The organism is Meiothermus sp. Pnk-1 (assembly GCF_003226535.1).
Taxonomy (GTDB): Bacteria; Deinococcota; Deinococci; order Deinococcales; family Thermaceae; genus Allomeiothermus.
In genome coordinates this window covers 97370-110821 of sequence record NZ_QKOB01000005.1, presented here as the reverse complement: position 1 = coordinate 110821, position 13452 = coordinate 97370, and the positions used below count along the sequence as shown (strand labels likewise).

At 66.0% G+C, this 13452-nt stretch carries 13 protein-coding genes; 8 read left to right on the top strand and 5 right to left on the bottom strand.

Going from position 1 to position 13452, the window contains the following annotated elements:
- The first annotated feature begins 8 nt into the window (after positions 1-8).
- The 8 genes from DNA98_RS08945 (at position 9) to DNA98_RS08910 (ending at position 9056) form a co-directional block, all read left to right on the top strand.
- On the top strand, positions 9-1262 hold the full coding sequence (locus DNA98_RS08945; protein ID WP_110529292.1) for a glutamate-5-semialdehyde dehydrogenase: 1254 nt from the start codon (positions 9-11) through the stop codon (positions 1260-1262).
- Positions 1263-1289: 27 nt separating this feature from the next.
- The gene (locus DNA98_RS08940; RefSeq protein WP_110529289.1) at positions 1290-2090 is read left to right on the top strand and encodes a YihY/virulence factor BrkB family protein; all 801 of its coding nucleotides are present in this window, start codon (positions 1290-1292) and stop codon (positions 2088-2090) included.
- Positions 2091-2119: 29 nt separating this feature from the next.
- Positions 2120-2731, top strand: a complete 612-nt coding sequence (locus DNA98_RS08935; protein ID WP_110529286.1) for an NTP transferase domain-containing protein — start codon at positions 2120-2122, stop codon at positions 2729-2731.
- 189 nt (positions 2732-2920) lie between these two features.
- Positions 2921-3415 (top strand): (2Fe-2S)-binding protein, encoded by a 495-nt coding sequence (locus tag DNA98_RS08930; protein ID WP_110529283.1) that lies wholly within the window; start codon positions 2921-2923, stop codon positions 3413-3415.
- A 68-nt stretch (positions 3416-3483) separates the two neighbouring features.
- Positions 3484-5853 (top strand): xanthine dehydrogenase family protein molybdopterin-binding subunit, encoded by a 2370-nt coding sequence (locus DNA98_RS08925; protein WP_110529280.1) that lies wholly within the window; start codon positions 3484-3486, stop codon positions 5851-5853.
- Between the two features lie 91 nt (positions 5854-5944).
- The gene (locus DNA98_RS08920; protein WP_110529277.1) at positions 5945-6772 is read left to right on the top strand and encodes a xanthine dehydrogenase family protein subunit M; all 828 of its coding nucleotides are present in this window, start codon (positions 5945-5947) and stop codon (positions 6770-6772) included.
- A gap of 99 nt (positions 6773-6871) precedes the next feature.
- Positions 6872-7771 carry a MoxR family ATPase gene (locus tag DNA98_RS08915; protein WP_110529274.1) on the top strand — a complete coding sequence of 300 codons (900 nt, stop codon included), beginning with the start codon at positions 6872-6874 and terminating at the stop codon, positions 7769-7771.
- A 1-nt stretch (position 7772) separates the two neighbouring features.
- Entirely contained in the window at positions 7773-9056 is a 1284-nt protein-coding gene (locus tag DNA98_RS08910; RefSeq protein ID WP_110529271.1) for a VWA domain-containing protein, read from the top strand.
- Here DNA98_RS08910 and DNA98_RS08905 read toward each other — a convergent pair.
- The 5 genes from DNA98_RS08905 to DNA98_RS08885 are packed head-to-tail and all read right to left on the bottom strand — an operon-like array spanning position 8959 to position 13450.
- The gene (locus tag DNA98_RS08905; RefSeq protein ID WP_110529268.1) at positions 8959-10071 is read right to left on the bottom strand and encodes an XdhC family protein; all 1113 of its coding nucleotides are present in this window, start codon (positions 10069-10071) and stop codon (positions 8959-8961) included. The two genes, DNA98_RS08910 and DNA98_RS08905, sit on opposite strands and share 98 nt — an antisense overlap.
- Positions 10072-10118: 47 nt before the next feature.
- Entirely contained in the window at positions 10119-10676 is a 558-nt protein-coding gene (locus DNA98_RS08900) for a molybdenum cofactor guanylyltransferase (RefSeq protein WP_110529265.1), read from the bottom strand.
- 40 nt (positions 10677-10716) lie between these two features.
- On the bottom strand, positions 10717-12369 hold the full coding sequence (locus tag DNA98_RS08895) for a sensor histidine kinase (protein WP_110529262.1): 1653 nt from the start codon (positions 12367-12369) through the stop codon (positions 10717-10719).
- Positions 12366-12683, bottom strand: coding sequence for a hypothetical protein (locus tag DNA98_RS08890; RefSeq protein WP_110529259.1), 318 nt, complete (start codon positions 12681-12683; stop codon positions 12366-12368). Before DNA98_RS08890 ends, DNA98_RS08895 begins: the two co-directional genes overlap by 4 nt.
- Complete coding sequence (locus tag DNA98_RS08885) at positions 12683-13450, bottom strand: RNA methyltransferase (RefSeq protein ID WP_110529525.1); 768 nt, start codon at positions 13448-13450, stop codon at positions 12683-12685. Before DNA98_RS08885 ends, DNA98_RS08890 begins: the two co-directional genes overlap by 1 nt.
- Positions 13451-13452: the final 2 nt, after the last annotated feature.

The following is a 13452-nucleotide window of genomic DNA, read 5'->3' as shown; positions in this document are numbered from 1 at the left end:
ATAAGGCTATGATTGCCCCCTCAGAACTGAACGCCTACGGCCTGCGGGCCAAATCCGCCAGCCAAGCCCTGGCCAAAGCCTCCCCGCAGGCCAAGAGCAAAGCCCTGCAGCGCATGGCTGAAAAGCTGCGCAGCCGCCGCGCCGATATCGTGGCAGCGAACCAAGCCGACCTCGAGGCCGCCCGCGCGGGCGGCCTCGCCAAGGCCAAGCTGGACCGGCTCAGGCTCGATGACAAAACCCTGGCCGACCTGATCGCCGGGCTCGAGCAGGTCGCGGCCATGCCGGACCCGGTGGGCGAGATCGAGGGGTTGACAGTCCGACCCAACGGTTTACAGGTGGGCCGGATGCGCGTTCCTCTGGGGGTGGTGGGCTTCATCTACGAGTCGCGGCCGGGCGCTACGGTGGAGGCCAGCGCCCTCACCCTCAAAGCCGGGAACGCCATCTTGTTGCGCGGGGGCAAGGAAGCCTTCCGCTCCAACGAGGTGCTGGTGGAACTCTTCCGCCAGAGCCTGAGCGAGGCTGGGCTACCCGAGGACGCCGTGCTGCTGGTCCCGACCACCGAGCGCGCGGCCATCCTGGAGATGTGCCGCTTGGCAACCCTGGACCTGCTGATCCCCCGTGGGGGCAAGGAGCTCATCGAGCTGGTCCGGCGGGAAGCGCGGATGCCGGTGCTGGCCCACGCTGAAGGAGTCAACCACCTCTACGTGGACGCCGGGGCGGACCTCGAGACCGCTTTGAACATTGCCTACAACGGAAAGACCCAGCGCCCCGCTACCTGCAACGCGCTGGAGAAGGTGCTGGTCCACGCTGCGGAGGCGGAGCGGTTTTTGCCCCGGCTCGAGGCGGTCATGGCCGCAGCGGGGGTGGAACTCCGAGGAGACGAGCGCTCTCGCGCGATCTTGCCCGGCCTTCGCCCCGCCACCGAGGCCGACTGGAGCGCCGAATACCTGGACCTGATCCTCACCCTCAAGGTGGTGGACTCGCTCGAGGAAGCGCTCGAGCACATCGCCCGTTACGGTTCCCACCACACCGAGGTCATCTGCACCCACCACCACGCCCATGCCCTGCGCTTCCTGCGCGAAGTAGACGCCTCGCTGGTGTTGGTGAACGCTTCTCCCCGCTTCAACGACGGCTTTCAGCTGGGGCTGGGGGCCGAGATCGGCATCAGCACCTCCAAGCTCCACGCTTACGGGGTGATGGGGGTGCGCGAGCTGACCACGACCAAGTGGATAGCGCTGGGGAGCGGGCAGGTTCGGGAGTAGCGGCAGGCCCACCCTCCAACCGTCAACATGGACTTCCTACGGCACGCCTACCGGCTTTACAACCAGTCGCACATCCCCTTCTTTGCGGCCTCGCTGGCCTATTACGCGCTCTTTAGCCTGATGCCCTTGCTGTTTTTGCTCATCGGCATCTTCGGGCTGGTCCTCTCAGGAAACAAGGCGCTGCTCGAGGCCATCCAGCAACGCCTAGGCGAGGTGGCGCTGCTATTGTTCCCCACCCAGCCGGACCTGGCCCAGGGCCTTTTGACCTTTCTCACCCGGCGGGCCGCCCCGCTCACGGCGGGTAGCTTCTTGGTGCTGTTTTGGAGCGCCAGCAACTTCTTTGCCGCGCTGGCCTACGCGATGGGGGTGATCTTCCAGACCCCCCCGGGTTTTCGCAACCGGATCATCGCCCTGATCGCCCCAGGGGCGCTGGGGTTGGGGATCATCCTGCTGGCTTTGGGGGGCCTTTCGCTAGCTTTCGTGCTGCGGTATCTGCCGCCGGAGCTGGGATTCTTGCGTGGGAGCCTGGAGCACGTCCTACCGGTGCTGGGGGCGGCTGGACTTTTCTACCTCATCTACCGGATTCTGCCCCGGCCGGCCCCCCGGCACCTCCACGCCTTGCTGGGGGCAGGCTTCGCCGCCTTGGTATGGGAGGGGGTGCGGCTGGGGATCCCGGCCTTGTTACCCCGTTCGCAGTATGAGCTGTTCTATGGCCCGCTGGCGGGGTTCTTGCTGGCCATGCTGGGCTTTTATCTCAGCATGTGGATTTTGCTGGTAGGGGGGCTGCTGGCCCGCGTTTTGGAAGATCAAACAGCACCCAGGGCCTGAGGACCCCGCATAGCTTAGACTGAAGCACGATGAGCAAAAGCCGAGGTCCGGTCGTGGCGGTGGTGCTCGCGGCAGGAGAAAGCCGCCGCATGGGCCAGAACAAAATGCTGCTGCCGCTAGGCCAGGAGAGCGTGGTGCGCCGGGCGGTACGGCAGGTCCTTGAGGCCGGGTTTGACGCGGTGTGGGCGGTGGTGGGGCGAGATGCTGCGCAGGTGAAAGCCGAACTCGAGGGGCTGCCCGTCTTCGCCGTCGAAAACCCTCGCTATCCACAAGGTCTGGGAAGCTCCTTCCGCGCTGCTGTACAGGCCCTGCCCGAGGGGGTGGAGGCGGCCATGTTCACCCTGGCCGACCAGGTCTTTCTCAGCGCTGGGCTCTACCGAGAGGTGCTGGAAGCTTACCGTGCCAGCAGGCCCAAGCTGGTGGTCTGTCGCTACGGGGAGGTTCTGGCTCCACCGCACCTGTTCCAGAGAGAGCTTTTCCCCGAACTGGGGCAAGAGCCTGGCCAGGGCGGGAAGGAAGTGTTGCGGCGGTATGCGGCGGAAGCGGTGACGCTGGCCATGCCGGAGGCGGCCCTTTTTGATTTGGACACCCCAGATGATTACCAAGAGGCCCTGCGGCGCCTGGCCGATTCTGGAATGTAGTCCCCCCAGTGTGCCCTGCTTCCTTGTCAGCGCGCGCCTTGGGCCGCTATAGTACAACCCAGCAATCCAGATTTTCCCCGCTTCTTCAGGGAGGTAGAGCCGAAGTGAACAGCAGCCTTGCCCCGCCCCTAGGAGCACCCGTAGCCCAAGCATAGAAGCGCTCTCGAGACTCGGCATTCGGAGGAAAGCATGGCAGAAAAGGTCAGGATCCGCGTACAGGTCAACGGGGTCGAGCACACCAGTGAGGTCGAGCCCCGACAGCTTTTGGTCTACTACCTGAGGGAAACCCTGGGCCTCACCGGCACCCACGTAGGCTGCGACACCAGCCAGTGCGGGGCTTGTGTGGTGCACGTGGACGGCCAGGCGGTGAAATCTTGCACGATGTTCGCCGTACAAGCCGACGGCGCCAAAATCACTACCATTGAAGGGTTGGGAGAGATGGGCCGGCTGCACCCGGTCCAGGAGGGCTTTTGGGAGATGCACGGGCTACAGTGCGGCTTTTGCACCCCAGGGATGATCATGGCCGCGGCCGATCTTCTGAACAAAAACCCCAACCCCTCCGAGCAGGAGATCCGCCACGCCCTCGAGGGCAACCTCTGCCGCTGCACCGGCTACCACAACATCGTGCGAGCGGTACAGTACGCCGCGCAGAAGATGCAATCGGGCGTGGCGGCGGATGACTGAGGCTTTGTCGTACGGCGTATGCTAAGCGCAAAAGCCTTTAGGACGTACGACGCGACCGGAGGGAACATATGGCCGAGAAGATGATGGGCAAGGCGATGAAACGGGTGGAGGACCCCCGGTTCATCACCGGGAGCGGGAATTACACCGACGATATGCAGCTGCCCGGCATGGTACACGCGGCGATGGTGCGCTCGCCCTATGCCCACGCCAACATCAAGGCGATTCGCACCGAGGCGGCCCAAGCGGTGCCCGGCGTGCTGGCGGTGATCACCGGGCAGGAGATGAAAGAGGCCGGGGTGGGCAGTATCCCCACCGGATGGCTGCACCCCGGAATCAAGCTGCCGCCACACTACGCCATCACCCCCGACAAGGTGCGGCATATGGGCGAGATCGTGGCCGCGGTGATCGCCGAGACCCGCCAGATCGCCGAGGACGCAGCGGCTTTGGTGGAGGTGGACTATGAGCCTCTAGAGGCGGTCACCCTCGGGAGCAAGGCGCTCGCACCCGGCGCGCCGCAAATCCACGCCGAGGCCCCCGGCAACGTCTGCTTCACCTGGAGCATCGGCAACAAGGACGAGGTGGATGCCCTCTTTGCCCAAGCCCACAAGACCGTCCGGCTCGAGATCCGCAACAACCGCCTGGTGCCGAACGCGATGGAACCCCGCGCCTCGCTGGCCCAGTATCACAAGGCTTCCGGTGAGTACACCCTCTGGACCACCTCGCAAAATCCCCACATCCACCGCCTGCTGATCGCGGCCTTCATCCTGGGTATCCCCGAGCACAAGCTGCGGGTGATCGCCCCCGACGTGGGCGGCGGCTTCGGCTCGAAGATCTACCAGTACCCTGAGGAGATCATCGTCCTGTATGCCTCCAAAAAACTGAACCGGCCGGTGAAGTGGACCGCCCGCCGCTCGGAGAGCTTCGTCACCGACTCCCACGGGCGCGACCACGAGACCGTAGCCGAGATGGCGGTGGACGCGGACGGAAAGATCACCGCCCTCAGGGTGGAGACCATCGCCAACATGGGGGCTTACCTCACCACCTTCGCCCCCGCCGTGCCCACCTACCTCTACGGCACGCTCCTGGCCGGGACCTACAAGACCCAAAAGATCTACTGCCACGTCACCGCACCCTTCACCAACACCGTGCCGGTGGATGCCTACCGGGGGGCGGGCCGCCCCGAGGCGACCTACCTGATCGAGCGGCTGGTAGACACCATGGCCCACGAGCTAGGCATGGACCCCGCCGAATTCCGCCGCAAGAACTTCATCCAGCCCGACGAGTTCCCCTACCAAACCCCGGTGGCGCTGGTCTACGATTCGGGCAACTACGAGGCCGCCCTCGACAAAGCCCTAGAGATGGCCAACTACAAAGCCCTCCGCCAGAAGCAGGAGGAATTGCGCAAGCAAGGCCGCTACATCGGGATCGGCCTGGCGAGCTATCTCGAGGCCTGCGGGCTGGCCCCCTCGGCCCTGGTGGGGAGCTTGGGGGCTCAGGCCGGGCAGTGGGAGAGCGCTTTGGTGCGGGTGATGCCCACCGGCAAGGTGGAGGTCTTCACCGGAACCCACAGCCACGGGCAAGGCCACGAGACGGCCTTCGCTCAGGTGGTAGCCGACGAGCTGCAAATTCCGGTGGAGGATGTGGTGCTCGTGCACGGCGACACCGGGCGGATGCCTTACGGCTGGGGTTCGTATGGCTCGAGGTCCGCCCCCACCGGGCTTTCCGCCATCGTGCTGGCCAGCCGTAAGATCGTGGACAAGGCCAAGAGGATCGCCGCCCACCTCCTAGAAGCCGCCCCCGAGGACATCGAGCACGTGGACGGACAGTTTAGGGTAAAGGGCGTGCCCGAGCGCGCCAAGAGCTTCACCGACATCGCCCTGATGGCCCACCTGGCCCATAACTACCCCGCCGACCTCGAGCCGGGTTTGGAGGCCACCCACTTCTACGACCCCAAGAACTTCGTCTTCCCCTTCGGTACCCATATCGCGGTGGTGGAGGTGGACCCCGATACCGGCAAGGTCAAGCTGCAAAGCTACACCTGCGTGGACGACTGCGGCCCGCTCATCAACCCCATGATCGCCGAGGGCCAGGTCCACGGGGGCATCGCCCAGGGCCTGGGCCAGGCTTTGCTGGAAGAAGCCGTCTACGACGAGAGCGGCAACCTGGTAACGGCGAACTTCCTGGAGTACACCCTGCCCCGCGCTGACGACCTGGTGCAGATCAACGTGGGCCACACCATCACCCCCTGCCCCCATAACCCCTTGGGCATCAAAGGCATTGGCGAGGCCGGAACCATCGCCTCTACGGCGGCGGTGGCGAACGCGGTGATCGACGCCTTGCGCCCGTTTGGCGTGATCCACCTGGACATGCCTTACACCCCCGAGAAGGTCTGGCGGGCCATCCAGGCCGGGCGGCGGATGCCGCAAGCAGCGGATTGAGCCGAGCTTATGTCATACGTCGTGCGCCGTGCGTCTTACGCCGGAGGGGTCTGGCGTAGGGCGTAGGGCGTACGACCGAACCGGAGGTTTCATGTACACCGCTGAATTCACCTACCGCAAAGCCTCGAGCGTTGCCGAGGCCATCCAGATGTTGCAACAAAACCCCGAGGCCAAACTCCTGGCGGGCGGACACTCACTCATTCCCGCCATGAAGCTGCGCCTGGCCCAGCCGCCTATGCTCATCGACATCTCCAAGGTGGCCGAACTCAGGGGTATCCGCCTGGAGGGGGATACCCTGGTGATCGGGGCCGCCGCCACCTACTACGAGATCGCCAGCCACGAGCAGGTCAAGCAAGCCGCCCCTATCCTGGCCGACGTCATCCAGCACATCGGCGACCCCATGGTGCGGCACAAAGGGACCATCGGCGGCTCGCTGGCCCACGCCGACCCCGCTGCTGACCTTCCAGCAGCGATGCTCGCGCTGGAGGCCAGGATGAAGATTCAGGGGCCCGGCGGGAGCCGTATGGTGGATGCGGGCGACTTCTTCCAGGGGATGTACACCACCGCCCTCGAGCCTGGGGAGATCCTCACCGAGATCCACATCCCGGCCAACGCCGGTAAGCAGGCCTACGAGAAGTTCCCCCACCCCGCCTCGCGCTACCCGGTGGTGGGGGTGGCGGTGGTGGTCGGGGCGAACGGGCTGCGGGCCGCCCTCACCGGGGCGGGCGAGCGGGCCGTGCGGCTTTCCAAGCTCGAGCAGGCCCTGGCCGGAAAACCTCTCACCGCCGAGGCCATCGAGGCCGCCTGCCAGGGCATCGTGAGCCCGCAGGAGCTGATGGGCGACCACCTCCACTCCGCCGAGTACCGGGCTCATCTCGTGGACGTGCTGGCCAAACGCGCGCTGATGCGGCTGATTTAGCGTGAGGGCCGACTTCGCGTCGTACGCAAATCCTGTTACCGGCCCCTTAAGTGTCGCTCGTCTCGCGCTTGCCCCCCGGCATTTGGCGAAAATGGAGCCATGATGCCCTCCACCGTCGAGGAAACCCAAAAAGCCCTCGAGGCCCACCACTACATCACCGAAAAGGGCTTGGCGGTTTCGGTGTTTTTGGCCCTCAAGCTGGGGCGCCCGCTGCTTTTGGAGGGTGAGCCCGGAGTGGGGAAGACCGAGATCGTCAAAGTACTGGCGGATATGCTCCAAACCCGGCTGATCCGGCTCCAGTGCTACGAGGGGCTAGATATCAACAACGCCGTCTACGAGTGGGATTACGCTCGTCAGATGATGCAGATACGGCTCTTAGAGGCCAGCGGCGAGCACGACCGGGAGAAGGTGCGCCAGGAGGTCTTCAGCTCCGAGTTCTTGCTCGAGCGCCCCCTGCTGCAAGCCTTGAAGAGCGTGAACGGCAAGGCCCCGGTGCTGCTCATCGACGAACTCGACCGCGCCGACGAAGAGTTTGAGGCCTTCCTGCTGGAGTTCCTCTCCGACTGGCAGATCACCATCCCCGAGGTGGGCACGGTCAAAGCCGAACAGCCCCCGGTGGTGGTGATTACCTCCAACCGCACGCGGGAAATCCACGACGCACTCAAACGGCGCTGCCTCTACTTCTGGATCGACTACCCGGATTTTCACAAGGAGTACCGCATCGTGCGGGAGAGGGTACCCAGCGTGCCGGAGAAGCTCGCCGCGCAGGTGGTGGCCTTTGTGCAGGAGCTGCGCAAGGAAGACCTCTACAAGGCCCCCGGGGTGGCCGAAACCCTCGACTGGGCCGCCTCGCTCTTGGCCCTGGACGCGGTGCGGCTCGAGCCCACCCTGGTCGAGGAGACCCTGGGCGTCCTCCTCAAATACCAAGACGACGTGGTGCGGGCCAAGAGCGCCGCCCAGGATCTCTTAGCCAGGGCCCAGGTGCCCTCTCCCCTATAGCATGCCGGAGCCCACGACCTTCCCCGGTGGACAGCTCCTCTCCCACGTGGTCGGCTTCGCCCGCGAACTGCGCCGCGAGGGGATGGCGGTCACCCCGGGGCAAACCACCCTCTTCGCCCAGGCCCTGGCCGAGGTTCCCATCTTCGACCCCCAGATCTTTTACCACACCGCCCGCAGCACGCTCGTCACCCGGCGCGAGGATTATCCCAAGTTCGAGAGGGCCTTCTGGAAGTTTTGGCAAAAACTGGGCCTCGAGCGCTTCCCCGAAGAGCTGCTGCCCCCTACCCCCCTTCCCCCCAACAGAGCACCAAAGCCCCGACCCGGCGAAGTCGGGCGCGAAGAGAAGCCGTCCAGCACGGGCCAAGGCCCGCCGGTACACGTCGTGGATCGCGCCCTCACCTACAGCGAGCAGGAGGTCTTGAGGCAGAAGCGCTTCGACCAGATGAGCGAAGCCGAGCTCGAGGCCGCCCGCCGTCTGCTCTCGGGCCTTGACTGGCGCATCTCCCCTCGGCCTACCCGCCGGCGGAAGCCCGCGAACTCGGGGGACTTCCCGGACCTGCGCAAGAGCTTCCGCAGGGCGCTCCGGCACCAGGGCGAGTTGGTGCACCTCTTTTGGCGGGAGCGCAAAACCAAACCCCGCCCCCTGGTCCTCATCGCCGACGTCTCCGGCTCGATGGAGCGCTACTCCCGGATGCTGCTGCACTTCCTTTACGCCTTCGCCCAAGCCCAGACCCGCCAGGGCGCGCGCACCGTGGAAGCCTTTGTCTTTGGCACCCGGCTCACCCGCATCACCCGTTCGCTGAAAAAGCGCAGCGTGGACGCGGCCTTGGCCGAGGTGGGGCAAACGGTCAAGGACTGGTCAGGGGGAACCCGCATCGGCAGCAGCCTGCACCAGTTCAACCGCACCTGGGCCAAGCGGGTGCTGGGACGGGGGGCGGTGGTGCTGTTGATCTCGGACGGGTGGGACCAGGGCGAACCGGAGCTGTTGGCTTTCGAGATGGAGCGCCTGCAAAAGTCCTGCCACCGCCTGATCTGGCTCAACCCCCTCCTAGGGATCCCCGGCTACCAACCCCTCACGCGGGGGCTGCAAGCCGCCCTTCCCTTCACCGACGACTTCCTGCCGGTGCACAACCTGGCCAGCCTGGAGGGGCTAGCCAGGGCGCTCGAGTCCCTACCCCCCCGCCCCGTCACCCGGCAGCCGGGGATGGCCGGTGGATCCGCCCCTGGTGTCCGCTCAGAAAACCCCCGCCGAACCCCCGCTGAAACGCCAGAACCTCCGCGATGATGGAGACGGCCACCTCTTCGGGGGACTCGGCCCCTATGGCCAGCCCGATGGGGTTGCGCACCCGGCGAATCTGGTCCTCGCGCAGGGGGCGACCCTCCCGGGCGAGCCCCTCCAGGATCTTCTCGAACCTCGCCCGGGGCCCCAGCAACCCGACATAGGCCGCAGGGGTGTGCAGGACGAACTCGAGGGCGCTCTGGTCCACCAGCAGGTTGTGGTTCATCACCACCGCCAGGCTGCGCTCATCCAGGTGTAGGCGCGCAGCGAACTGCTCGGGGCGCAACACCTCGACCTCGGCCCCAGGGAAGCGGCTGGGCTGGGCGAACTGGGCGCGCATGTCCACCACCCGCACCCGAAACCCCAGGTTCACCGCCATCTGCACCAGGGGGATGGCGTCGTGCCCGGCCCCGAAGATCACCAGCTCCGCCGGGGGCAGGTTCACGTCAATGAATACCCGGACCCTTCGGCCATCGGAACGATGGAAAGTGTAGGTTAGGGGCTGGGGTTGGAGCTGCTCGAGCAAGCCCTTTGCCCTCTCCCGCACCTGGGCCGCCAAGGCTGGGTCCTCGAGCCCTCCCGCTTCCGCCTCGGCGGAAATCATCCACCGGCCCAGGCCGGGCTCGAGGGGGGTGACCAACAGGGCCCGCTCCCCGCGCTCGAGGGCCTCCCACCAGGGCTCCGTCACCGCATCCGGCTGGACTTTTTCAATGTAGACCTCGACCTCACCCCCGCAGCCGATGCCCAGGCCCCACATCACCTCCTCGTCGAGGTTGTAACGGGTGAGGAGGGGTTCTCCCGAAGCCACCACCCCCCGGGCGGCCTCCACGATCTCGGGCTCGAGGCAGCCCCCCGAGAGCATACAGGTGTAGCTGCCGTCGGCCCGGATGAGCATCTTGGTGCCCTCGCGGCGGTAGGCCGAACCCGTCACCCCCACAATGGTCGCCAAGGCCAGCCCCTCACCCTGCGCCAGGCCCTCGCGCAAACCCGCTAGGAGCGCACGAACCTCGTGCTGTTGCATGCTTTAATCCTAGCCCAACCCTCCACCGACGAAAGTGGCACCGCGCGCTACCGGCCCAGGTCGCCGGGGGTGTTGAGGTTGGTGTAGAGGTGAGGGCCGAAGCGAAGCTCGAGCTCCGACCAGGGAATGTACAGTGTACGGGCCGACCGTAGTACGGCTTGCAGCTTCAACTCTCTCCTGATCAGCCGGGCCTCGACCTCGGGCAAGAGCGCGCGGTGGTACAAAGCTGCCAGGGGCTCGGGAAAACCCTGTGGCCCGACCCCGGCTACCGCCTGGTACGCCCCGGCGCGCCCCCCCAGAAAATCCCAGTACTCCGGGGTCAAAAAGGGCAGGTCGCACGCCGCCACCGCCACCCAGTCGTTTTGCGCGTAGCTCAAGGCCGAGTGCAGGCCGGATAGGGAATCCCCGCCCGGAATCCGGTCCGCGTAGACCCGTACGGCGAACTCGGGGTAGGGTTGGTTAGCCACGACGAACCGCTCGGAGGCCCCGGAGAGCGCCTCGAGGCTCCACTCCAGCAGCGCCTTCCCGCGCCAGAGGAAGCGGGCCTTGTCCTGGCCGAAGCGCCGGGACTTCCCGCCTGCGAGAACTGCGCCGCTGTAGGTCATGGCTCGAGATTCGTCGCGCGTCTTACGCCAAAGTACGGCATCAGTAGGGCAACTCCGCCCGCACCACCGTTCCCTCCCCCGGCACCGACTCGACGGCAAACCGGCCACCCCGGGCCTCCACCCGCTCGCGCATCTGGGTCAGGCCGAAGCCGCCCATCCCGCCGGGGGTAGCCTGGGCAAAACCCCTGCCGTTGTCGCGAACTTCAAGCCGCGCTCCCCGCTCCCCCAGCGCGACCAAGCGCACCTGGACCAACCCGGGTCGAGCGTGTTTGGCCGCGTTGGTGAGGGCTTCCTGTAACACCCGGAAAAGCACCAGCTCCGAAGCCTGGGAGAGTTCGACCTGTTCGGGAAGGTCCAGGCGCACCCGGAAACCGGCCTGCTCGGCGAAGGCCAGGGAGTAGCGGCGCAAGGACTCCAAAAAGCCGTAGCGCTCGAGGTCGATGGGCCTGAGGGCAAAGATGCTGCGGCGCACCTCGCGAATCTGCGCCCTCAAGGTGTCGCGCACCTGGGCCATCTCGGCTAGGGCTCGCTCTCGGTCGGTATCCAGCAGCCGCTCGGCGAGATCGAGCTTGAGGGCCATGAAAGCCAGGGCCTGCGCGATCCCATCGTGGATTTCCCGGGCGATGCGGTTACGCTCTTCGGCCAGGGCCAGCTCTTCGGCCCGCAGATAGGCTTGGGCGTTGCGCACGGCAAAGGTCACCTGGGCGGCCAAAAAGCGCAAAAAGGGCACCCGGGGGCGTAGCTTTTCCGCCTTTCCCCTGACCAGCAGTAAGCCCACCGGGGTCTGCTCACGCAGCGGCAGGGCCAGCAAATCCTCCTGCACAAAGGTAGGGGCCTCGAGCGCCTGGGCCCACCCCCCCTCCGGCAGAAAGGCGTGGCCCGGCAGGGATAACCCCCGGATGATGCGCGGCTGGAGGAAATGGTCCTCGTCCAACAGCATCACCCCACCCCCTTCGGCCTGGGCCCACTCCAGGATCCGGTTGAGGAGCCCCTCGAGCAGCTTTTCCAGGTTGGCCTCCGCCCGGAGGGCCTGGTCCACCTCGTAGAGGGTGAGCAGGTCGCGGGTACGGCTGCGCACCGCGCCCAAAGCGCCGGCAATCTCCCCGGCGAGCACTTCCAGGAACTCCCGCTCTTCGGGGCCAGGGGGGTGGGAAAACTGGACCTCGAGGAGGCCGGAAAGGCCAGCCAAAGGAAAGGTCAGCGTCTCACGCCCCGGCGCAAACCCCGCCGAGGCGGCCCGCACCCCCTCGAGGGTCAAGGCTACTTCTTTACCCGTTCCCTGGCGCAACTCCTCCGCGATGGTGCTTAGGGCTTCTTCCAGGTTCTCCGCCGAGAGCGAACGCTTCAATACCCTGCCCACCACCGAAAGCCGCCGGTTGGCCTCGAACAGCGCCACCTGGGCACGTTCGCGCTCGAGGACTTGCTGGGCGATCCACTCCAGGGTGACGAAGGTCACCAGCGGTCCTAAAAGCCCGTAAAAGGCCAGGTGGGCCCAAAAACTGGGGCGGCTGATCCCTATCGGCTCTAGCGCGACCTCAAAGATCACCACCACCATCACGATCAGAAACGGAAGGATCAGGCGGGCCAGGCGGATGAAGCGGTACACGTTAGGGACTGGGTCCCCGGAGGCAACTTCCACAGGCGGCCCTACCTCCCTCAGGACGGCCTCCTTGCTGGGTGTATCCTTGGTCATGACTCCTCCGCGGCTAGGGCGAGCAGATCTTCCAGCGCGCGCATGTAGGCGGTAAACCCCTCGAGGTCGGCGAAATTCCTCCCCTTCAACCTCAGGTTATCCCGCCGCACCAGCATCACCAAGAGCCGGAGTTGGCGCACACACTCCCGCTCCGCTCCCCGCAGGTCCAACCTGGGCTCGGCGGCGTCCAGCATCGGGTAGAGGCGTCTGGCCAGCTCGGGCAATCCCTTGAGGTGCGGTCGAGCGTCTTGCCACAGCCCCCAAAAAATCCACTCTTCGACCTGCCAGACCCTGCCACCGGGAAAGCGGATCATCAGCGTTCGGCTTTATCCTTGTGCCGGGCGTACCAGCGGCTTTGGTGCAAAAACCCGCGCAGCATCTTGGCCTCGGCCTCGCTGAGGGTGGCTTTGTGTAGGATGCGGCGCAGGCGGCGGCGGGTGTAGGGCAGGCGGCGGGGATCGGTGAAGCCGATCTCGAGCACGTAGCTTTCCAGGTCGGCGAATAGGGCCTCGAGGTCGCCGCGCGGCGCGGGCTGGTCAGCCGGGGGCTCGGGGGGGTTCTCCGCCTGGAGGAAGAGTTCATACGCCACCAGGAGCACCGCCTGGGCCAGGTTGAGGTTGGTCTGCTCGGGGGCGGTCGGGATGCGCAGCACCCACTGGGAAAGCTCGAGCTCTTGGTTGGTGAGGCCAAAGGTCTCGCGGCCAAAGACCAGCGCCACCTTGCCCTTCTGCGCGGCCTTCAACACCTCCGGGGCGAGGGCGCGTGGAGAAACCAGCGGGCCGGTGTAGACATCTCGGCTGCGCACGGTGGTCCCGACCACCAGCACGCAGTCTCGCACCGCCTCGAGCAGCGTCTTGCTGCGGTGGGCGCGGTCCAAGATCTCCTCAGCCCGCACGGCCAGGTGGTAAGCCTTTGGGTCAAGCGGGGCGTCTAGGGTCTTCGCCACGCTAGGCTCAGGGGCTACCAGCCATAGGTCGCTGAGCCCGAAGTTACGCATGGCCCGGGCCGTTGCTCCGACGTTCATGGGCTCCTGCGGGCCGACCAGGACGACGCGAATGGAATCCAAAAGGGAAGCGCTCATAT

Excerpts from the sequence above, each read along its gene's own strand:
- DNA98_RS08890 (WP_110529259.1), bottom strand. The coding sequence starts at position 12,683 with ATGATCCGCTTTCCCGGTGGCAGGGTCTGGCAGGTCGAAGAGTGGATT.
- DNA98_RS08945 (WP_110529292.1), top strand. The coding sequence starts at position 9 with ATGATTGCCCCCTCAGAACTGAACGCCTACGGCCTGCGGGCCAAATCC.
- DNA98_RS08940 (WP_110529289.1), top strand. The coding sequence starts at position 1,290 with ATGGACTTCCTACGGCACGCCTACCGGCTTTACAACCAGTCGCACATC.
- DNA98_RS08930 (WP_110529283.1), top strand. The coding sequence starts at position 2,921 with ATGGCAGAAAAGGTCAGGATCCGCGTACAGGTCAACGGGGTCGAGCAC.
- DNA98_RS08935 (WP_110529286.1), top strand. The coding sequence starts at position 2,120 with ATGAGCAAAAGCCGAGGTCCGGTCGTGGCGGTGGTGCTCGCGGCAGGA.
- DNA98_RS08925 (WP_110529280.1), top strand. The coding sequence starts at position 3,484 with ATGGCCGAGAAGATGATGGGCAAGGCGATGAAACGGGTGGAGGACCCC.
- DNA98_RS08905 (WP_110529268.1), bottom strand. The coding sequence starts at position 10,071 with ATGCAACAGCACGAGGTTCGTGCGCTCCTAGCGGGTTTGCGCGAGGGC.
- DNA98_RS08885 (WP_110529525.1), bottom strand. The coding sequence starts at position 13,450 with ATGAGCGCTTCCCTTTTGGATTCCATTCGCGTCGTCCTGGTCGGCCCG.
- DNA98_RS08920 (WP_110529277.1), top strand. The coding sequence starts at position 5,945 with ATGTACACCGCTGAATTCACCTACCGCAAAGCCTCGAGCGTTGCCGAG.
- DNA98_RS08895 (WP_110529262.1), bottom strand. The coding sequence starts at position 12,369 with ATGACCAAGGATACACCCAGCAAGGAGGCCGTCCTGAGGGAGGTAGGG.
- DNA98_RS08915 (WP_110529274.1), top strand. The coding sequence starts at position 6,872 with ATGATGCCCTCCACCGTCGAGGAAACCCAAAAAGCCCTCGAGGCCCAC.
- DNA98_RS08900 (WP_110529265.1), bottom strand. The coding sequence starts at position 10,676 with ATGACCTACAGCGGCGCAGTTCTCGCAGGCGGGAAGTCCCGGCGCTTC.
- DNA98_RS08910 (WP_110529271.1), top strand. The coding sequence starts at position 7,773 with ATGCCGGAGCCCACGACCTTCCCCGGTGGACAGCTCCTCTCCCACGTG.